Annotated in this window: 16 protein-coding genes and 1 riboswitch; of the genes, 6 read left to right on the forward strand and 10 right to left on the reverse strand. The window is 71.7% G+C overall.

Annotated features, from left to right (window positions below):
- Positions 1-74 precede the first annotated feature (74 nt).
- Positions 75-932, forward strand: a complete 858-nt coding sequence (locus tag AB0P06_RS03190; RefSeq protein ID WP_363604679.1) for a helix-turn-helix transcriptional regulator — start codon at positions 75-77, stop codon at positions 930-932.
- A gap of 11 nt (positions 933-943) precedes the next feature.
- Positions 944-1,159, forward strand: coding sequence for a DUF397 domain-containing protein (locus tag AB0P06_RS03195; protein WP_363604897.1), 216 nt, complete (start codon positions 944-946; stop codon positions 1,157-1,159).
- A gap of 62 nt (positions 1,160-1,221) precedes the next feature.
- Here the strand turns inward: AB0P06_RS03195 and AB0P06_RS03200 are convergent, their stop codons facing one another.
- The 5 genes from AB0P06_RS03200 to AB0P06_RS03220 all read right to left on the reverse strand — a co-directional run bounded on the left by AB0P06_RS03200 (position 1,222) and on the right by AB0P06_RS03220 (position 9,250).
- Entirely contained in the window at positions 1,222-2,238 is a 1,017-nt protein-coding gene (locus AB0P06_RS03200; protein WP_363604680.1) for a ribonucleotide-diphosphate reductase subunit beta, read from the reverse strand.
- Positions 2,238-4,643: a ribonucleoside-diphosphate reductase subunit alpha gene (locus AB0P06_RS03205; protein ID WP_363604899.1), complete on the reverse strand. Its 2,406-nt coding sequence runs from the start codon at positions 4,641-4,643 to the stop codon at positions 2,238-2,240. Before AB0P06_RS03205 ends, AB0P06_RS03200 begins: the two co-directional genes overlap by 1 nt.
- A gap of 187 nt (positions 4,644-4,830) precedes the next feature.
- A riboswitch (cobalamin riboswitch) is annotated at positions 4,831-4,962 on the reverse strand.
- A gap of 72 nt (positions 4,963-5,034) precedes the next feature.
- Complete coding sequence (locus tag AB0P06_RS03210; RefSeq protein WP_363604681.1) at positions 5,035-6,735, reverse strand: glycosyltransferase family 39 protein; 1,701 nt, start codon at positions 6,733-6,735, stop codon at positions 5,035-5,037.
- Positions 6,732-7,826, reverse strand: a complete 1,095-nt coding sequence (locus AB0P06_RS03215) for a glycosyl hydrolase (RefSeq protein ID WP_363604900.1) — start codon at positions 7,824-7,826, stop codon at positions 6,732-6,734. The genes AB0P06_RS03210 and AB0P06_RS03215 overlap by 4 nt, the downstream gene beginning before the upstream one ends.
- Before the next feature lie 5 nt (positions 7,827-7,831).
- Positions 7,832-9,250 carry a glycosyltransferase family 2 protein gene (locus AB0P06_RS03220; RefSeq protein ID WP_363604901.1) on the reverse strand — a complete coding sequence of 473 codons (1,419 nt, stop codon included), beginning with the start codon at positions 9,248-9,250 and terminating at the stop codon, positions 7,832-7,834.
- A 436-nt stretch (positions 9,251-9,686) separates the two neighbouring features.
- Here AB0P06_RS03220 and AB0P06_RS03225 point away from each other — a divergent pair, with 436 nt between their 5' ends.
- From AB0P06_RS03225 to AB0P06_RS03235, 3 genes are all read left to right on the forward strand, one after another.
- Entirely contained in the window at positions 9,687-10,919 is a 1,233-nt protein-coding gene (locus AB0P06_RS03225) for a ricin-type beta-trefoil lectin domain protein (RefSeq protein WP_363604682.1), read from the forward strand.
- Between the two features lie 93 nt (positions 10,920-11,012).
- Positions 11,013-12,284, forward strand: a complete 1,272-nt coding sequence (locus AB0P06_RS03230) for a LamG-like jellyroll fold domain-containing protein (RefSeq protein WP_363604683.1) — start codon at positions 11,013-11,015, stop codon at positions 12,282-12,284.
- 169 nt (positions 12,285-12,453) lie between these two features.
- On the forward strand, positions 12,454-14,148 hold the full coding sequence (locus tag AB0P06_RS03235) for a hypothetical protein (RefSeq protein WP_363604685.1): 1,695 nt from the start codon (positions 12,454-12,456) through the stop codon (positions 14,146-14,148).
- Positions 14,149-14,179: 31 nt separating this feature from the next.
- Here the strand turns inward: AB0P06_RS03235 and AB0P06_RS03240 are convergent, their stop codons facing one another.
- The gene (locus AB0P06_RS03240) at positions 14,180-14,674 is read right to left on the reverse strand and encodes a GNAT family N-acetyltransferase (protein ID WP_363604686.1); all 495 of its coding nucleotides are present in this window, start codon (positions 14,672-14,674) and stop codon (positions 14,180-14,182) included.
- A 434-nt stretch (positions 14,675-15,108) separates the two neighbouring features.
- Here AB0P06_RS03240 and AB0P06_RS03245 point away from each other — a divergent pair, with 434 nt between their 5' ends.
- Entirely contained in the window at positions 15,109-16,065 is a 957-nt protein-coding gene (locus AB0P06_RS03245) for a helix-turn-helix domain-containing protein (protein WP_363604688.1), read from the forward strand.
- Between the two features lie 7 nt (positions 16,066-16,072).
- Here the strand turns inward: AB0P06_RS03245 and AB0P06_RS03250 are convergent, their stop codons facing one another.
- The 4 genes from AB0P06_RS03250 to AB0P06_RS03265 form a co-directional block, all read right to left on the reverse strand.
- Positions 16,073-16,897 (reverse strand): histidine phosphatase family protein, encoded by an 825-nt coding sequence (locus AB0P06_RS03250; RefSeq protein ID WP_363604689.1) that lies wholly within the window; start codon positions 16,895-16,897, stop codon positions 16,073-16,075.
- A gap of 154 nt (positions 16,898-17,051) precedes the next feature.
- Positions 17,052-18,665 carry a monocarboxylate uptake permease MctP gene (mctP, locus tag AB0P06_RS03255; RefSeq protein WP_363604690.1) on the reverse strand — a complete coding sequence of 538 codons (1,614 nt, stop codon included), beginning with the start codon at positions 18,663-18,665 and terminating at the stop codon, positions 17,052-17,054.
- Positions 18,662-18,925: a DUF3311 domain-containing protein gene (locus AB0P06_RS03260; RefSeq protein WP_363604692.1), complete on the reverse strand. Its 264-nt coding sequence runs from the start codon at positions 18,923-18,925 to the stop codon at positions 18,662-18,664. The genes mctP and AB0P06_RS03260 overlap by 4 nt, the downstream gene beginning before the upstream one ends.
- A 344-nt stretch (positions 18,926-19,269) precedes the next feature.
- Complete coding sequence (locus tag AB0P06_RS03265; RefSeq protein WP_363604693.1) at positions 19,270-20,061, reverse strand: GntR family transcriptional regulator; 792 nt, start codon at positions 20,059-20,061, stop codon at positions 19,270-19,272.
- Positions 20,062-20,216: the final 155 nt, after the last annotated feature.

The raw sequence follows: 20,216 nt of genomic DNA on the forward strand, positions 1-20,216 counted from the left end.
AATCGGTCAAAGATTGTTGTCGGGTGGCAGGGGAGGGCAGACTGGCAGATCACAGAAGTGGGGAGGTCGCGACGGTGCCCGTGAACCGGAATCCGACAGTTCGGCAGCGACGGCTGGCTCGAACGCTCAAGGAGCTGCGGGCGGAAGCGGATCTGACGATTGCCCAGTCGGCTCGGCAGCTTGCCTGTGCCGAGAGCAAGATCAGTCGAATCGAGGCCGCGCAGTCAGGGATTCGGTTGGTGGATCTTCGGCTGCTGCTCGACCTGTACGGGGTGGTGGAGTCGGCGACCCGCAGCAGGCTGGAGGCACTGTCGCGCGAAGGTCGTCTGCGTGGATGGTGGGACCGCTACTCGGACACGCTGTCGCCGCTCTATGCCGACTACATCGCGCTGGAATCCGACGCGTCGGACATGTACAGCATCCAGACGTTCCTGGTGCCGGGACTGCTGCAGACGGAGGACTACACGCGTGCGGTGGTCCGTGCCCAGATAGAGGATGCGACCGCGGAGCAGGTCGAGCGGCTCACGAAGGTTCGTCAGGAACGGCGGGCAGTGCTGACGCGGGAGGCGCCACTTCGCATGTGGGTCGTTCTCTCGGAATCCGTGCTGAAGCATCGGATTGGTGGCCGGTCGGTCATGCGGGAGCAACTCGACTTCCTGATGGCGAGTGCCGAACAGCCGAACATCAACGTCCAGGTCCTGCCGGAGGAATCTGACGTTCACGCTGCACTCTTCGGCCCTGTTGCCATCCTGAGCTTCCCCGAGGCGACAGAGACGGATGTGGTGTACGTCGACAGCCTCCTCAGCACGCTCTACATCGAGGAGCCGGAGGAAGTGTTCAAGTACACCAACCTGTTTCGCCGTGCTCTGGCGGAGTCGCTGCCGCGCACCGAATCGGTCGCACTCATCGAGCGTGCAAAGGACAAGGTCTAGAAATGGTGAGTATGTTCCTGCCGTCTGTTTCCGCTGCCGGACTTGAGTGGTGCAAGTCCTCCTACTCCGGCGCACAGAGCGATTGCATCGAGGTGGCCAGTGGTCTGATCGGCGCTGTGCCCGTACGTGACTCCAAGGATCCGGACGGGCCCGCGCTGTTGTTCGCGGCCGAGGCGTGGTCGTCGTTCCTCGCCGGGGTCAAGGGTGGGGAGTTTCCGACCAACTGACATAACAGAGGTGCCCCGCACGGGCTGTGGCCGTGCGGGGCACCTCTGGTCGTCTTCTGCTTTTAGAAGTCGTCGTCGAAGGCGACCGAGCCCTCGACCGCCACCTGGTACGCCGACACCCGGCGCTCGAAGAAGTTGGTCAGCTCCTGCACGTTCTGGAGCTCCATGAAGCCGAACGGGTTGGTCGACCCGTACCGGATCGGCAGACCGAGCCGCGCGAGGCGCTGGTCCGCCACGGCCTCCAGGTACTGCCGCATCGACTCGGTGTTCATGCCGGCCAGGCCGTCGCCGCACAGGTCCTGGGCGAACTGGAGCTCGGCCTCGACGGCCTCCTCCAGCATCTCCGTCACCTGCTTGGCCATCTCGTCGTCGAAGAGGTCGGGCTCCTCCTCGCGAACGGTGTCCACGACCGACATCGCGAAGTCCATGTGCATGGACTCGTCGCGGAACACCCAGTTCGTACCGGTGGCCAGGCCGTGCAGCAGACCACGCGACCGGAACCAGTACACGTACGCGAACGCGCCGTAGAAGAACAGCCCCTCCACACACGCCGCGAAGCAGATCAGGTTGAGCAGGAACGCCCGCCTGTCCTCCTTCGTCTGCAGCGAGTCGATGTGGTCGACCGCGTTCATGTACTTGAAGCAGAACTGCGCCTTCTGGCGGATGGAGGGGATGTTCTCCACCGCGTCGAAGGCCGCCGCGCGGTCCTCGGGGTCGGGCAGGTAGGTGTCGAGCAGCGTCAGATAGAACTGGACGTGCACGGCCTCCTCGAACAGCTGCCGGGACAGGTAGAGCCGGGCCTCGGGCGAGTTGATGTGCTTGTAGAGGCTCAGCACCACGTTGTTGGAGACGATCGAGTCACCGGTGGCGAAGAACGCCACCAGCCGGCCGATCAGGTGGCGCTCGCCCTCGCTCAGCTTGGCCAGGTCGGCGACGTCGGAGTGCAGGTCCACCTCCTCGACGGTCCAGGTGTTCTTGATCGCGTCGCGGTACCGGTCGTAGAACGACGGGTAGCGCATCGGGCGCAGGGTCAGCTCGAAGCCGGGGTCGAGCAGCATCTTCTGGCGATCGTCGGACATTACTGGCAGGCCTCGCAGGACTCGGGGTTCTCCAGGGAGCAGGCCAGGGCGGCCTCCTCCTCCGGCGTGAGGGTCGGGGACGCCACCGGGACGGGGGCGGCGGCGCGGGCGGCGCCCGAGGCGGCCTGGGCGATCCGGGTCGCCGGGCGCGAGCGCAGGTAGTAGGTGGTCTTCAGACCGACCTTCCAGGCGTACGCGTACATCGAGCTGAGCTTGCCGATGGTGGGCGCGGCCATGAAGAGGTTCAGCGACTGGCTCTGGTCGATGTACGGCATCCGGGCGGCGGCCAGGTCGATCAGCGCGCGCTGGGGCAGCTCCCAGGCCGTGCGGTAGAGCGAGCGGACCTCGGCGGGCAGCCAGTTGAGGTCCTGGACGGAGCCGTTGGCGTCGCGCAGCGCGTCCCGGGTCTGCTGGTCCCAGACGCCGAGCTCCTTCAGCTCGCGCACCAGGTACGGGTTGACCTGGAGGAACTCGCCGGAGAGGGTCTCGCGCTTGAACAGGTTGGAGACCTGCGGCTCGATGCACTCGTAGACGCCGGCGATCGAGGCGATGGTCGCGGTCGGCGCGATGGCCAGCAGCAGCGAGTTGCGCAGGCCGGTCTCGGCGAGCCTGGTCCGCAGGGCGGCCCAGCGGTCGGCCCACTCCGGAGCGGCGCTCGGGAAGTGGTCGATGTGCAGCTCGCCGCGGGCGGCCCGGGTCTCGCCGTATGCCTCGTGGCGGCCCAGCTGCTCGGCCAGCTCGCTGGAGCGCTCGTACGCGGTGAGCATGATGCGCTCGGCGATGAGGGTGGAGAGCCGCTTCGCCTCGGCGGAGTCGAAGTCGATCCGCAGCTGGAAGAAGACGTCCTGCAGGCCCATCACGCCGAGGCCCACCGGGCGCCAGCGGGAGTTGGAGGCACCGGCCTCGGGGGTCGGGTAGAAGTTGATGTCCACCACGCGGTCGAGGAAGGTGACGGCGGTGCGGACGGTGGCGTCCAGGCGGTCCCAGTCCAGCGCGTTCAGCAGGTCGTCGGCGGTGGCGCCGGCGGCGACGTGGGCGCCGAGGTTGACCGAGCCGAGGTTGCAGACGGCGGTCTCGGAGTCGTCCGTGACCTCCAGGATCTCGGTGCAGAGGTTGGAGCTGTGCACCGTGCGGCCGGGCAGCGCGGTCTGGTTGGCGGCGCGGTTGGAGGCGTCCTTGAAGGTCATCCAGCCGTTGCCGGTCTGCGCCAGGGTGCGCATCATCCGGGCGTACAGGGTCTGCGCGGGGATGGTGCGGACGGCCTTGCCGGACTGCTCGGCCTTCAGGTACGCCTCGTCGAACTCGGCACCCCAGAGGTCGACCAGCTCGGGCACGTCGGCGGGGGAGAACAGCGACCAGTCGGCGTTGGCGTTGACCCGGCGCATGAACTCGTCCGGGATCCAGTGCGCCAGGTTGAGGTTGTGCGTGCGGCGCGCCTCCTCACCGGTGTTGTCGCGCAGCTCCAGGAACTCCTCGATGTCCGCGTGCCAGGTCTCCAGGTAGACGCAGGCCGCGCCCTTGCGGCGGCCGCCCTGGTTGACGGCGGCGACCGAGGAGTCGAGGGTGCGCAGGAACGGGACGATGCCGTTGGACTTGCCGTTGGTGCCCCGGATCAGGCTGCCGCGCGAGCGGATCCGCGAGTAGGACAGGCCGATGCCGCCGGCGTGCTTGGAGAGACGGGCGATCTGGGCGTACCGGGAGTAGATCGAGTCCAGGTTGTCCAGCGGGGAGTCGAGCAGGTAGCAGCTCGACATCTGCGGGTGCCGGGTGCCGGAGTTGAACAGGGTCGGGGAGGAGGTCAGGTACTCCAGCCGGCTCATCAGGCCGTACAGCTCGGCCACCTCGCGCACCGACTGCTCGTTGTCGCCGACCGCCAGGCCGCTGGCGACGCGGAGCAGGAAGTGCTGCGGGGTCTCGACCACCTTGCGGGTGATCGGGTGGCGCAGCAGGTAGCGGGACTGCACGGTGCGCAGGCCGAAGTACTCGAAGCGGTCGTCGCCCCGCGGGTCGACGAGCGCGTCCAGGGTCGCGGCGTGCTTGGCGACGAAGGCGGCGGTGGTGTCGCCGATCAGGCCCTCGGCGTGGCCGACCGCGACCGAGGCGGAGAAGGAGACCGAGCCCTGGCTGACCGCCTCGTCGACGATCTCCAGCGCGAGCAGGCGCGCGGCCAGCTTCGAGTACTGCGGGTCCTCGGCGATCATCGACGCGGCGGCGTCCACGGCCAGCCCGCGCAGCTCGGCGAAGTCCGAGCCGGCGTGGCGGCCGCGCAGCGCGGCGGCGGCGACATGGCCGGGGTCCACCTGGGGGAGATCGGCGCTGCGGTCGGTCAGCAGCCGGAGCAGCGCACCGCCGGGGTCGGAGACCGTCGGGTCGACGGGGGCGAAGCTGGAACCCTGGGCGGGCAGGGTGGCTGAGGCAGCGGTGGTCAAGGCGCTCTCTCCTGGCGGCGATCGGCGTCGGTGCATCGGGGTGCCGGACCGTTCGGGGCAGGGGAGCACGGCGCGAACGCCCGGTGGCGTCGCGCGACAGTGTCATCCCCGGCCCGCCCGCGAGGCCCGGACGTGGTGCAGTGCTTCGGGGCCTCTGCGGGGAGGCCGGTGGCACGCCGCCGGCAGGTACTCGGACTCGCGGGCCCTGCTTCCAGAGGCCCGCACACCGCTGCGGGGCAGTCCCGGACTCGCACCGGGTTCCCCTGCGTCGACAGCAGGAGTGAGCATACATCTAGTGGCGGTCGACTGTGGCGGCACCATATGTTGTGGCCGTCGTGTCGCGAGCCCGGACAGGCTCGGCGGGGCGTCAGTGCTTCAGGTAGACCTTGTAGGTGCTGGAGTCGCCCGTCGGCGAGGTGAACTGGGCGATCAGCCGGTACTGTCCGCCGGCGGCCAGAGCGGCCGCCAGGGCGCGGTCCGTGGCAGCCGGCGCGGTGCTGTCGAGGACGACCATGGTGAACCAGCCGTCCCGGATGGCGGCCGCGCTGCCGTCGTCGCCGTGGTGCTGCACCCCGGCGGCGTCCCGGTAGTCGGTCCCGTTGCGCGCCGAGACCCACTGCTCAGGTGTACTGACGGTGCCCAGGTAGTACTCGGCGAGTCCGTCGACCTCGGTGAGGTAGCGGCCCTGCGGTTCGGCGTGCACCCGCAGGACGGCGAGCAGCCGCCCGGAGTCGGGCCCGTTCTGGTAGCGCAGCGCGGACTGTTCGAGGCCCAGCGCGAGCAGGGCGACCCACACCAGGATGCCCAGCTGCGGGTGGCGGAAGTGCGCGCCGACCAGCCGGGTGAGGCCGACCCCGGCCAGCGGGGCGGCGAGCAGCATCCCGAAGCCGAGGTGGCGGAACATCGCCCCGGAGGAGCCCAGCGCCAGGTGGATCGCCGGGACCAGCAGCGCGGTGGCGGTCAGCGCGGTGCCCAGCAGCGCGCGCTGGGCCCGGGTGGTGGTGACGCCGCCGTTCTCCGGGGACTCGTGCATCTGCTCGCGGCGGACGTAGGCGATCGTGCCGGCCACCGCGAGGACGGTGAACAGGCCGCCCCACTGGACGGTGTCCAGGAGGATCCCGCCGACCGTGCGGCCGGCCTGGCCGCGGGCCGGGGACCATCCCGCGATCGTGCCGAGTACGCCGAAGGGGAGCAGCGCGCCGGCCGTGCCGGCGGCGAGCAGCAGCGCGCGCAGGGCGGCCGGGCCGAGCCGCCGGTGCGGCCAGGCGGTGGCCAGCGCGAGGGCGGCCAGGGCGGGCATGGCGAGCGTCGAGGCGTACGCGACCGCGCAGGCGAGGGCGGCGGCCGGTGCGGCGAGCAGGACCAGGGCCACCGGGCGGCGGGCGGTGAACACCGTGATCCAGGCCGCGAGGGCGACCAGAAGAACGGCCGGCGCCTCGGGGGCGGCGTAGAAGCCGACGACGACGGTCGACTGCACCACCGCGTAGGCGGCGATGGAGCAGATGGCCACCCGCTCGTTGAAGAGCCGGCGGGTCAGCGAGTACAGCAGCACGGTGGTCAGCAGGGCGAAGCAGAGACTGAGTACCCGGGCGCCGAAGATGCCGTTGGCGTTGGCGGCGGCGCCGGCCAGCGGCGGGTACAGCCAGGGCGAGCCGGGTGTCCGGCCGACCAGGTCGGAGGTGACGGCGGTGCCGTGCAGCAGGTGGGCGAGCTGCTGGCGGCCGGCCACCATGGTCGCGGCCTCGTCGGGGTGCGCGGCGGCCAGCAGGCGCAGCGAGAGCGCGGCCTGGACGATCAGCACGGCGAGCAGCAGACCGCGGGCTATCCAGCGGCGCCGGGGGCTGGGGGCCGGGTCCCAGCCGATCGCGGGGACCTGCGGGATGGTGTACGGCGCCAGCTCGACGGCCTGGTTGTCGTCCTCGGGGGCGGCGGTGCCCCGCTCGGCGGCGGGCCGGGGCAGGGTGTCCGCGTCCGGCCGGGGGCGGCTGCTCCCGGCGCGCGTCGCGGTGCCGCCGGGGGCAGGGACGGGGCTGTCCGGGGTCAGGGGTGGCTCGGAGGCCGCGCTCATCGTGGGTTCCTGATGTCGAAGCCGTAGCGGGGGTCGGCCACGCGTTGCCTGAAGGCGGCGAGGGTGTCCGGGACGGCCTCGACGCGCCAGTCCGCCCGCTTGACGATGTTGAACCAGACGAAGCCGATGACGTCGTCGTGCGCTTCGAGGCCGGAGAAGAGCTGGTCTATGTCCGCGCGCTGGCGTTTGCCCTGCTCCGAGGCGGTCTCGCTGATGAAGAAGGGCTTCTTGCTGAAGGTGCGGATCTCGGCCATGGTGGGCCCGTACAGGGTGTCGAAGGTCTTCGGGCCGGTGCGGGTGAAGTAGCCGGTCATGCCGGCCCAGTCGACGTAGGTGTCGCCGGGGTAGTACGGCGCCAGCCGGGTGTTGGGCGCGGGGTCGGTGATGTTCGGGCTCCAGACCCAGATGACATTGGTCGCGCCGGCCCGGTCGAAGATGTCGTGGACGTGGCGCCAGGCCGCGACGAAGTCCTCAGGGCTGGCGGCCTGCCGCCCCCACGGGTACCAGTCGCCGTTCATCTCGTGCGCGATGCTGACGGCGATGGGCAGGTCGAGCCTGGCCACGGCCTTGGCCACGCCCCGGACGTAGTCGTCGGTCTCGCCGGCCGCGATCCCCGCCAGCGAGTGGTCGAGCGGCTCCCACGCCATGTAGGGCAGGGCCCCGGCCTCGTAGATCCGGCGGACTCCCGCGGTGTCGAAGCCGCCCCGCCAGTGGGCGTAGTACTCCAGGACGTTCGGCTGTTTGCCGATCGCGGCGGTGTAGGGGGCCAGCGCGTCCATCGAGCCGGGCACGTCGGGCAGCGCGGCGCCCAGGTACTTGCCGGCCGGCTTGAGCAGCGGGGTGACGTCGTACGGGACGCCGACCGGGACGGCCTTCGGCTTCGCCGGCGCGCTCGGGGCGCCCGACGCGTTCGGGGTGGCGGCGCCGGGGGTGGCGGCGGCGGCCGGCGCGGGCTGGGCGAGGTCCTCGGTGTCCTGCATCGCGAAGCCCGGGTCCTCGGGGCCGCAGGCGGTGACGAGCAGCAGTGCGGCCGTCAGCAGTGGGAGCGTCAGCCGACGGTACCGGCCGGCCCGTCGGGGGTGGGCGGACATGGCGATCACACAGCTTCCGTGGGGCGCGGTTGGACGAGGACCCGGCCCACGATGGTCGCGTAGAAGAGACCGGACGCGAGGACGAGGGTGAAGTTGAGCGGGCCCATCGTGAGCATCCGCCATATGCCGATGCCGACCCAGAGCACGGCCGTCCCGCCGCTCCAGACGGTCATGCCGATCCAGAACCGCCGGGTCTTGTTCTTCTTGGCCCCGCTGGAGCCGGTCGGCTGCCAGGCCATCCGGTTGCGGCGCACGATGTCCCAGATGGCGAAGACGTGCGCCCAGCCGTACATCATGCGGGCGGCCCAGGCCTCCAGCCGGTAGGGGTTGCGGTGCCAGAGCGGGAAGACGACGGTCGCGTAGAGCAGGCCGGGCAGCACCAGCATGGTGTTCTGCCAGCGGATCAGGTCGGGTCTGGCCAGCAGCAGCACGATCGGGATGAGCGGGGAGACGAGGGTGAACAGCGCGGTGTGGATGTAGTAGAAGAACCCGGACAGGTAGCAGGCCCGGGTGACCGGCCGCAGCTTGGTCTCCCAGAACTTGCGGCTGCCCAGCAGGCTCATCGACCCGGTGCACCAGCGGTACTGCTGGTTGAAGAAGCCGCCGACGTTGTCCGGGCAGACCCCGGCCGCCAGGGCGATCGGAATGTACTGCAGGTCCCAGCCGAGCCGGCGCAGGTCGAAGCCGGTGTGCACGTCCTCGGAGTGCCCGATCAGCGTGGTGCCGCCGTTCTCCTCCAGGGCGGCCCGCCGGTAGACGGCGCAACTGCCGACGCAGATCGCGCCGTTGTTGCGCTGCCGGGAGACCTGGACGGTCCGGTAGAACAGCTCCTGGACGGCGCCCGCGCCGCGCTCGATCCAGTTCTGGGTGTCCAGGATGCGGAAGAACTGAGGCGACTGGATGATGCCGAGGCGGGGGTTGGCCGCCATGTAGGGGAGCATCTCGGTCAGCAGGTCCGGCCGGGGGGCGAAGTCGGCGTCCAGGATGAGGACGTACTCGCTGTCGGAGTTGCGGAAGCCGAACTGGAGGTTCCCGGCCTTCTTGAACCAGCCCAGCTTGTTTCGGGTGCCGTAGACGAACTCGAAATCGACCGCCATCTGAGCGAGTTGCGGGCTGTTGCTGTCGTCGAGGACGTAGGGCGTGACCTCGCCCGGGTACTGGTCCCGCAGCCGGGCGACGTGGGTCCAGGTGTTGTGCAGGACCTCGATCGGCTCGCCGGCGACGGGCAGGAAGATGTCGACGGTCGGGTAGTGCTCCGGGCGCCAGTCCTTCACCAGCGCGCGGTGCGCCGCGAGGTCGAAGGTCTCGTTGAAGCCGTGCACCCAGCGGGAGATGAGGTAGTAGACGATGGTGAAGGCCAGCGGCGGGACGAAGAGGAGGAACCACGGCGTCGCGCTGAGCAGGCCGATCTCGCTGGCCACCATGCAGGCGAAGCTGATGAGGGAGAAGCAGGTGAGGATCCACAGCCGGCTGCGGGCGTAGGTGTACTTCTCGGTGTTGTCCGGCGGCTGCGGCAACAGGCCCCACTGACTGCGGGCGGCCGGGTCCCGGCGGCTGCGCCGGCGCGAGACGGGTGCCCTGCGGCTGCCCGCGAGACGGGTGCCCTCGGTGACAGTCACGTGGCTCTACTCCCCCGGAAGCCGAATTGATCTGAACCTATCCCGCCCGGCAGCCGTTGTCGTACGGTCAGCGCGGGGACGGCAGGATCGTACGGGACCGGCCGTCCTTAATTCTCTCCCCCCTCTTCCGCCGGCCGTACGGAACCGATATCGAGTTCCGATCGTGACGTGGACCGGGTGCGGGCGGAGCACCTGTGTACGGTTGTCGCCCGGCGAGCGAGAACGGTTCAGAGGAAGAGTGATGAGCGTCGTGGACGGTACCGCCGGACGGCCGGCGCGAAGACTGCGGGCGGTCGCCGCGTTCTGCGCGGCCGCCGCACTGCTGGTCGGCTGCGGTGGCGGGTTCGGGGCCTCGACGCGACCGCCGGGCGGCGAGGAGTCACCCGAAGCGGGGCGGCCGTCCGCGCAGGGGCTGTGCTCGTCCGCGCAGAACCCCTTCCCCAAGCTGCCGGTCGACGGTGGGACGAAGATCCTCGAACCGAACCCGTGGAACACCGCCGGCACCGTCTGCCTGGACGCCTCCGGGGGCACCGGCTTCACGGTGACCCAGGTGCGCGACTTCGTCCCGCACAACCCGCTGGCCCCGGGCGCCTACCCCAACATCTCCACCGCCCCCGGCGCGAGTGGACTGCCCGTCCCGGTCAGCGCGCTGGGCGACGCGACCGCCGACTGGGACGCCAACGGCCGGGTGAGCGGCTCCTTCAACCTCTCCTTCGACCTCTGGTACGGCTCCAGCCCGGACAACTGCCTGCCGGGGGAGAGTGCCGAGGTGATGATCTGGCTGGACGCCACCGACAACGTCAAGCCGGCCGGGGCCAAGGTGACGGACGCCCAGACCGTCGGGGACGCCGCCTACAACGTGTTCCAGGCGCCGATCACCGGCCCGCACAGCGTGATCAGTTACGTGCGCACAGCGCCGACCCACACCACGCGCGGCCTCAACCTGCGGCTGTTCACCGCCGACGCCATGGCGCGCGGATACGTCCCGAAGGAGTCCTACCTGTGCCGGGTGCAGGCGGGCTTCGAGGTCTGGAGCGGCGGCACCGGCCTGCGCAGCGAGTCGTTCGCGTTCCACAACCGGGTCGGCCTGCCGGCCGGCGAGATCCCGGCCGGTGCGCCCGGGATCTGCCTGCGGCACGGCGGCGGCGGGATCGCGGGCACCCCGGTGACCGTCGGGTCCTGCGGGGATCAGGCCGTCTCGACCAACTGGACGGTGGGGAACGACGGTTCGGTGCGCGGGGGAGCGGCCTGTCTGGCGCCGGCCGAACGCGGAGGCGTGATACTGGCCGAGTGCACCGGCGGGTCCGCGCAGCGCTGGGTGGCGGGGGCGGGTCAGCGCCTGCTGCACCAGGAGTCGGGGCTGTGCCTGGCGACCGCCGGGGGCGTCCTCGCGGACGGTACGCCGGCCGTCCTCAAACCGTGTGCCGACGTGGTCTCGCAGCGCTGGCGGCTTCCGTACAACGGGCTTGCGTAGGGCGGACGTCGGGTCGGCCCGGGGGAAGCCGCAACGTTTCGTCCGCGCACCCCCCATGGGCGTGGCGGGGCGGATGCCCTAGCATTCCCCACCATGAGCGATCGACCGGTACCGAGTGGCGAGCCGGGCCAGCCCGCCGGGACGCCACCGCAGCAGGCACCGGCCGGAGGGGCCCAGGCCCCCGGTCTGCCGCCGCAGCCTCCGGGCGGTGCCTTCGGGCCCGTCGCCGGGTTCGGTCCGCCGCCCGGCGTACCCCGGCAGCAGCCCCAGCCGGTGACGCCCCGTCCGGTATCCCAGCCGGTCCCGCTGGTACCGCAGCCGGGCCAGTCGGGGGCGGTTCAGTCCGGCCCCGTCCCGCCCGGGGCGGTGGTCCCGCAGCCGGTCCAGCCCGGCCCGCAGTGGCAGCAGCAGGCAGGTTTCCCGCAGCCGCAGTCCTTCGGTGGCACACCGGACTGGGCGGCCCTGGCGGAGCGGAACGAGAAGGACGCCAAGCGCCGCCGCCGGCTCCAGCTGATCGGCGCGCTGACGGCCGTCGTGGTCGTCGCCGCGGCCGGTGCGGGCTTCCTGTTCTTCAAGCACGGTTCCGACGACAACGGCAAGCCGACGGCCTCGGGACCGAGCATCGGCGCGGTGAGCGCGTCCGCCTCCGGGTCGGCCGGTCCGGTGTCGTCGGCGAGCGCCCCTCCGGCCAAGGGCATCGACAGCCCGCCGACCGTCGGCAGCCTTCCGGCGAAGAAGGGCACGGCCGCACTGAACCTGGGCGCCGAGGCCAAGCAGGGGACGATGCCCGGCTTCTCCGGGCAGGTCCTCAAGCTGCCCAGCGGCCAGGACTCCTTCGCCCAGACCTCCTCCCAGGTCGTCGACGTGAACAAGAGCTTCACCGTCTCCGCCCGGGTGCTGGTCGACCTGCCGAACGGCAACCGCAGCGCGGTCAGCCAGGGCGACGGCCAGTACTACTCGTACTCGCTGGGCCGGGCGAACAACAACGGGCGCGACCTCTGGTACTTCAAGGTCCAGGTGCCCGGCGGCGGTTCCGCGGTGGCCTGGTCCAAGGGCGACGCGACGGTCAATCAGTGGGTCCTGCTGACCGGGGTGTACGACGACCCGTCCGGCCAGATCACCCTGTACGTCAACGGTGCCCCGCAGTCCTCCGCCAAGTCGCCCGGCGTGCCGCCGAGCGGCGCCAACACGCTGCAGATCGGGCGGCTCAGCTCCAACTCGCAGTGGAGCGACCCCTGGCACGGCGCCGTCGCCGACATCCAGACCTGGGACCAGGTGCTGCCCGAGGCCGACATCGTCAAGATCGTCGCCGGCCCGAGCTCGCCGCCGGCCACCCCGCCGACGGCCTCCTGGCTCACTGGCTGAGCCGCCGCCCGGCCCCCGTCTCCGGCCGGGTCGAGCGGCCCCGAGAACGTCCCGCGGTCGCCCCGCGCCACCGCCCCGGTGGTGCGGGCGGCGGCTGCCGCGCGCCCCGGAACACATCGTGCCCCCGGGCGCGGACCGGACGCGAAGCCCGAGATGAGGAGCAGTACTGATGAGCGCGGACGGCCGCTGGATCCGGCCCGAGTCCACCCGGCGGCCCGTACTGGCCCCCGCCGGGGCCCGGCCGGCCGGTGGCGCCGGCCCCGGTGACCGCGGGCGCGGGACCGTGATGCCGGCGCAGCCGTACCCGGCCGACCGCAGGCGCCGCAAGCCCGCCGCGGCCCGGGTGCCGCACCCGCCCCGGCCGGGGCTACGGGCCGACTGGCTGCCGCTGCTGGCGGTCCTGCTGGTCCAGGGCGCGCTGTCGTACCACCTGATCCGCAGCAACACCGCCTTCATCGACGAGGGCACCTACATCTACTCCGGCTACCAGGAGATCGCGAACCTGCGCCACGGCACCCCGGTGGCGACGTACGAGACCTTCTTCTCCGGATCCCCGCTGATCTACCCCGTGGTCGTGGCGCTGGCCGACATGGCCGGCGGGCTGACCGGCACCCGGCTGCTGAGCCTGGCCTTCATGCTCTCCGCCACCGTGGCCGTCCACCTGGCCACCCGGCGGCTGTACGGCTCGCCGGCGGCCTTCTGCGCGGCGGCGGCCTTCGCCGCGCTCGGGCCCACCCAGTTCCTGGGCGGGCTGGCCACCTACGACGCGATGGCGCTGGCGCTGCTCGCCTGGGCCGGGTACCTCGCGGTGCGCTCGGCCACCGGCGGCGGATACCCCAGCCTGGTGTCCTCCGGCCTGCTGCTGGCCCTGGCCGGCTGCACCAAGTACGCGGCGCTGCTCTGGGTCCCGGTGGTGGTCGGTACGGCGGTGCTGGCCGGGGCGGGCGGCTCGCTGCGCGCCTGGGCACGGTGGCGGCGCGGTGTGCTGGTCCTGCTCGCCTTCGTGGCGGCGGTGGGCGCGGCGGCCCTGCTGGCCGGCGAGCGCTACATCAGCGGCTTCAACCACACCACGCTCAAGCGCGCCCCAGGCCACGACGCCTACTCGTACGTGGCCGGGGAAGCGGCCCGCTGGGTCGGCGCGCTGCTGGTGGTGGCGCTGATCGGAGTGGTGGCACAACTGGTGGTCGCGCGGCGGCGCGGCGGCGACGACGCGTGGCCGGGGTTCTGGCTGGCGGCGTTGCTGCTGGTCGCGGGGCTGCTCGCGCCGGTGAACCAGATCCGCATCCACACCTGGCTGTCGCTGCAGAAGCACGTCGACTTCGGAGCCTGGTTCGCCTGCATCGTGGCGGGCGCGGTCCTGGCCCGTACGGTCCTGTGGCTGAAGCGGCGGTTCCACCTCACGGCGGGGATCGCGGCCGCGGCCCTGGTGGTCGGCCCGCTCGCCTGGGAGGGCGCGGCCCAGGGCCGGGAGATGTTCGGCGAGTGGTCGAACTCGAAGTCCTTCGTCGCCACGCTGGAGCCGTACATCGTCAAGGGCGACGACCGGTACCTGGTCGAGAACTACAACGTTCCCGCGTACTACCTGCGCGAGCAGAGCACCTGGCAGCAGTGGCACGACCTGGTGGCGGTGTTCCGCCGGGATCCGGCCACCGGCCGGCAGCAGTCCGGGGTGCCCGCCATCCAGGCCGGCATCGAGGCGCACGAGTGGAAGGTGGTGGTGCTGGACTTCACCCAGACCGCCGCCACGGACAAGGCGATCCAGCCCACGCTGAAGGCCGCCGGATACCGGGTGGCCGCCGTGGTGAAGAGCGGAGAGCACGGGCAGTACACCATCTACGTGGCGCCGGGATACGACAAGCGGTGACCGGTGCCCGCAGGGTGCGTCCCGGGGCCGCTCAGAACGCCAGGCTGTACACCATCAGGTCCATGCCCGGGTACGGGGACCAGTCGCGGCCCGGGGTGCGGTGGAAGCCGACGCGTTCGTAGATCCGGTGGGCGGCCTTCATCTCGGGGCGGGTGGAGAAGGCCATGCCGGCCAGGCCCAGCTCGCGGCTGCGGGCGATGGCGGCCCGGACCAGGCTCTCGCCGACGCCCCGGCCGCGGGCCGCGGCGGCGGTCGCGAGCATCCGGATCTCGCCCTCGTGCGGGGCGGCTATGTCGGCCCACTCGGTGCCGCCGACCGCGAAGGTCACGGAGCCGAGGACCCGTCCCTCGGCCGCGTCGACCGCGACGAGGAGCTCGGCCTCCCGGGCCCGACGGGCGGTGTCGCGCAGGAGGTCGACGTACCGGCTTTCGGGCGAGGTGTAGCCGTCGCCGACGAAGGCCTCGACGGTGATGCGGCCGGCGTCTTCGAGGTCCTCTTCGCGGGCCGGGCGGATGACGATGTCCATCCGGCCAGTGTGCCGGAGCCCGCCGGAGCGGAGCGGTGCGGGGTCGGCGGGCCGCCGGGGAGGCCGGCGGCGCCGGGGGAGAGGTCGGTGGCGGGACCGGTGGCGGGGTCGGCGGAGGGGCGCAGGGAGGCGGCCGGCATGGTGCCGTACAGCCGGTCGGGCCCTGCCGGGTCGGCGGGGTAGCCGCCGGGGCGGTGCCAGTTGTCGCGGCCGGTGCCGTTGCGGGTGAGGTCCCGCCCGATCAGGGTGCCGAGCAGGCCGAACCCGCCGACGGCACCGACCAGGGCGAGGGCGCTCGCGAGCGTGTCGGAGTCCATGGCTCCACTCTCGCCGCGTCCCCGGGTGGCCGCGAGTGGCAGGAACGCCCCATCCCGTCGAAATCCTGCCACCCAGGCCCTTCCCCGCGGCCCCCTCGCGGGGGCATTCTGGGCGGCATGCTGAAGAACGTGGTCGCCGTGGTGCTGGAGGAGCTGCACCCGTTCGAGCTCGGGGTGGCCTGCGAGGTCTTCGGCCTGGACCGCAGCGACGACGGTCTGCCTGCGTACGACTTCGCCATCGCGGGCGCCCGCCCCGGTCCGCACCGCACGCACGCCGGCTTCTCGGTCGACGTGCCGCACGGTCCGGAGCGCCTCGCCGGGGCCGACCTGGTGATCGTCACCGCGACCGGGGTGCGGCCGCGGTACCCGGAGCCGCTGGTGGACGCCGTCCGGGCGGCCGTCGAGGGCGGCGCCCGGACGCTCTCCATCTGCAGCGGCGCCTTCGTGCTCGGCGCCGCCGGGCTGCTGGACGGCCGCCGCTCCACCACGCACTGGCGGCACACCGAGGAGCTGGCCCGGCGCTTCCCGCGTACCCGGGTCGAGCCGGACGTGCTCTACGTGGACGACGACCCGGTGATCACCTCGGCCGGGACGGCGGCCGGCATCGACGCCTGCCTGCACCTGGTCCGCCGACTCCAGGGCGCCGAGGTGGCCCGGGGGATCGCCCGCCGGATGGTGGTGGCGCCGCACCGGGAGGGCGGGCAGGCGCAGTTCGTGTCCCGGCCGCTGCCCGGGGGCGACGGCGACTCGCTGGCCCCGCTGCTCGACTGGATGCGCCACCACCTGGACCAGGAGTCCACCGTGGAGCAGTTGGCCGCCCGGGCGCACATGTCGCCGCGCACCTTCGCCCGTCGCTTCCAGCAGGAGACCGGGACCACCCCGCACCGCTGGCTGGTCGGGCAGCGGCTGCTGCTCGCCCAGCGGCTGCTGGAGTCCACCGCCGAGCCGGTCGACGCGATCGCGGCCCGCTGCGGCTTCGGCAACGCGGCCACCCTGCGGCACCACTTCGGGCGCCGGCTGGGGACGACCCCGCTGGCCTACCGCCGCTGTTTCGCCGAACCGGTCGGCCGCTGACCGGCCGTCACCCCTCACCGCCCAGGTGCCCGGTGTCGTTCCAGTGCGCCGGCCGCAGCCGTCCGCCCTCGGCGCGCCAGAGGCTGGTGGAGCAGTTGCGCACCGGCTCCAGCGCGGTCAACTGCGCCTCCGTCAGCCGGTCCAGCGCGAAGCGGAGCATCAGCACCGGGCAGTCGTGCGCGACCACCAGGACCGGCCGTCCGGCCTCCTCCTCGCACAGGTCGCGCAGCAGACTGCGCATCCGCAGCGCCACGTCCGCCCAGGACTCGCCGCCGGGCGGGCGGTAGTACAGCTCGCCCATCTTGCGGCGTCTGGCCGCCTCCGCCGGGTACGTGGTCTCGATCGCCGTCTTGGGCAGCATCTCCAGCACGCCCAGCTCGCGGTCGCGCAGCCGCTCGTCGTAGCGGACGGCGAGCGAGACCGGCACCGCGCCGAGCCCGGCGGCCTGGGCGAGCGCGATCCGGGCGGTCTCGGCGGTGCGCACGTACGGGGAACACCAGACGCTGCGCGGGCGGTCGGCGCTGGGCAGCCCGGCCCACCAGCGGCCGAGCGCCTGGGCCTGCTGCTGGCCCTGCATCGAGAGCGGGATGTCCGCGTCCCGGCAGCTGATCGGCACGCTCAACGCGCCCACCGCCTCGGCCAGCTGGAACTCCACGTTGGCGGTGGACTCGCCGTGCCGGGTGGCGATCAGCACGGACGGCAGCCGGGTGACCGCGGCCGGTGCGGTGCCCGGTGCGCCGTGGGCGGGGTAGGTGCCGTGGACACCGTGCGGTGTACCGGGAGGGTAGGTGGACTGGTGCTGACCGTTGAGGGTGGTGCCGAGTTCTGCCATCGCCGCTGCTCCCCGTGGGTCGATCAGTTGCCGGCCGGTCGCCGGTCCGGTCTGGTGGTGCCCGGTCTGCACGGCCGTTCATACATATGATCGCGCCGCCTTCTCCAGTGTTCACGGAGAAGACGGCGCGATCACAGGGCGCGCGTGGGGCGTATCAGTGCGCTGCCACGGGCTCCGGCGCCTTCTTCAGCTCTTCGTCGCCGGTTTCGGCGCCGTAGTCGGCCGGGTGGGTCTCGTCGGGGCCCTCGGGCGCCTTGAGCGCCCGCAGCGCCAGCGTGAGCACCACCGAGACCAGCAGGTTGAGCACGAAGGCGGTCAGGCCGATGTAGCCCAGCTCGCCGATGCCCGGGATCCCGGCCGCGTTGCCGCCGAAGTGCTTGGCGGCCGGGCCGGCGATGCCGTAGGCCTGCCAGGTGCCGTAGACCATGCCGGCCGCCCAGCCGGCGAACAGCGCCCAGTGGTGGAACCAGCGGGTGAACAGGCCGCCGACGATCGACACGAAGGTCTGCAGGATCCACAGGCCGCCGAGCAGTTGGAGGTTGATCGCCGCCTGCTTGTCCATGGTGAGCACGAAGACCAGCGCGCCGACCTTCACCAGCAGCGAGGCGGTCTTGGCGACCCTGGTCTCGTCGGCGGGGGTGGCGGCGGGCCTCAGGTACTCCTTGTAGACGTTGCGGGTGAACAGGTTGGCCGCCGCGATCGACATGATGGCGGCCGGCACCAGCGCGCCGATGCCGATCGCCGCGAAGGCGACGCCGGTGAACCAGTCCGGGAACATGTCCTCGAACAGCTGCGGTACGGAGAGCTGGGCGTTGTAGCCCTTGACGCCCTTGCCGACGCCGGCCGCGATCGCCATGAAGCCCAGCAGTGCCAGCAGGCCCAGCATCAGCGAGTACGCGGGCATGATCGCCATGTTGCGGCGCACGGTGTTGCGGGACCTGGAGGCGAGCACGCCGGTCACCGAGTGCGGGTACATGAACAGCGCCATCGCCGAGCCGAGCGCCAGCGTGGCGTACGTCCACTGCTTGTTCCCGGGCACCGTCAGCGAGCCGGCCGACCCGGAGGCGGCGAACTTCTCGCCCGCCGCGTCGAAGATGTGCCCGTAGCCGCCGAGCCGCAGCGGGATGTAGATCACCGCGACGATGATCACGAGGTAGATCAGGGTGTCCTTGACGAAGGCGATCAGCGCCGGCGCCCGCAGTCCGGAGGAGTAGGTGTACGCGGCCAGCACGCCGAAGGCGAGGAACAGCGGCAGGTCCTTGACGAACCAGTTGGCGTTCTCGCCGCCGCCGACGCCCAGGACGTCCAGCACCGCCTGGATGCCGACCAGTTGCAGGGCGATGTACGGCATGGTGGCGAGGATGCCGGTCAGCGCGACCACCAGGGAGAGCGGCCGGGAGCCGTACCGCCCGCGCACGAAGTCCGCCGGGGTGACGTAGCCGTGCACCCGGGAGACCGACCAGAGCCGGGGCAGGAAGAGGAAGACCAGCGGGTAGGCGACGATCGTGTAGGGCACCGCGAAGAAGCCCGCCGCGCCGGTCGCGTACACCGCGGCCGGGACGGCGACGAAGGTGTACGCGGTGTAGAGGTCGCCGCCGAGCAGGAACCAGGTGACCCAGGTGCCGAAGCTGCGGCCGCCCAGGCCCCACTCGTCCAGGTGCAGGGCGTTGTCGGCCCGGCGCCAGCGCGAGGCGAGGAAGCCCATCACGGTGACCAGGACGAAGAAGAGGACGAAGACGGTCAGGGCGGGTACGTTGACGCCGTTCATCGCGCGTCACCCGCCTTCCGGGCGGCCTTCCTGGCCTTCTCGTCCCGGTCGACCAGCAGATAGGCGGCCACGGTGAAGACGGCCGAGACGGGCACCCAGAGCAGCTGGTACCAGTAGAAGAAGGGCACCCCGCCGACCGCGGGGCCGGTCTTGTCGTACGAGGACACCCAGAGCATCGCGACGATCGGTACGAGCAGGGCGAGTCCGGCCAGCACCCGCTCCGGGGTCACCGCCGGGACGGGTTCGGGTGGCTCGGGCATGACAGGTTCGGTGGCATCGAGGTCTGACGACATGGTTCGGCTCCGCTTCGGAGGGCTCACCCCGTCGGCGCCGCAGCCCGGAGGGTCGCACACCCCCACGAGCCCGCCGAGCAGCACCACTGGTGATCGGCAGTCAGTACGGCTGCGCAATCTAGGGCATGGTGTGACCCGTGTCATGGAAATGGCGGAATTTCACGCCATCCGGACGAGCCCCGCGCCCCGGCCACACACCTCGCGCCTCCCGCCGTGCTTCCTGTCGTGCTTCCTGCCGGGCCGACGCAACGGGCACCGGTACGCACGCCGTGTGCGCCGGTGCCCGGGAGCAGGAAGGGGGAGTGCCGCGGTTACTCCGGCCGCTTGAGCCGGGTGATGAACTTGTACCGGTCGCCGCGGTAGATCGAGCGGACCCACTCCACCGGGTCCCCTTCCGCGTCGAAGGAGTGCCGGGAGAGCTGGAGCATCGGCAGGCCGAGGTCGGAGCCGAGCAGCCCGGCCTCGCGCGGGGTGGCCAGGGTGGTCTCGATGGTCTCCTCGGCCTCGGCCACGGTGACCCCGTACACCTCGCGCAGGGCCGTGTACAGGGAGTTGTGCTTGGCCAGGTTGCGGCGCAGGGCGGGGAAGCGCTTGGCGGACAGGTGGGCGACCTCGATGGCCATCGGGTCGCCGTTGGCCAGCCGCAGCCGTTCGATCCGCAGCACCCGGCCGCCGGGCTTGATGTCCAGCAGCGGGGCCAGCCGGTCGTCGGCGGTGATGTAGCCGATCTCGATCAGCCGGGAGGTCGGCTCCAGGCCCTGGGCCCGCATGTCCTCCGTGTAGGAGGTGAGCTGGAGCGCCTGGGCCACCTTGGGCTTGGCGACGAAGGTGCCCTTGCCCTGGATGCGCTCCAGCCGGCCCTCGACCACCAGCTCCTGGAGCGCCTGCCGGACGGTGGTGCGCGAGGTGTCGAACTGCGCCGCCAGCGCCCGTTCGGGCGGAACGGGGGTACCGGCGGGCTGGGTCTCGGTGAGCTGGAGCAGATGGCGCTTGAGTCCGTAGTACTTCGGCACCCGCGCGGTCGGGTCGGTGCCGGCCAGCGTCGGGAGGCTCTTCGCCTGGGGGTCGTTGACCTGGGCCGTGCTGCCCCCGTCGCTGCTCATCGGACCTGTCTCCCGCTTCTCGCGCGGCCTTTGGCGGCGCAGCCATATCGTTAACGGCTCACATCGTTGCATGTATGGCTACGGAACGAATACCTCATCACGCGATGAACGATGTGCGGTGTCGGCTTGATAACGGGTGGTCCGGATTGGTCCAA

It is taken from the genome of Kitasatospora sp. NPDC088351, from assembly GCF_040685575.1.
Classification (GTDB): Bacteria; Actinomycetota; Actinomycetes; order Streptomycetales; family Streptomycetaceae; genus Kitasatospora.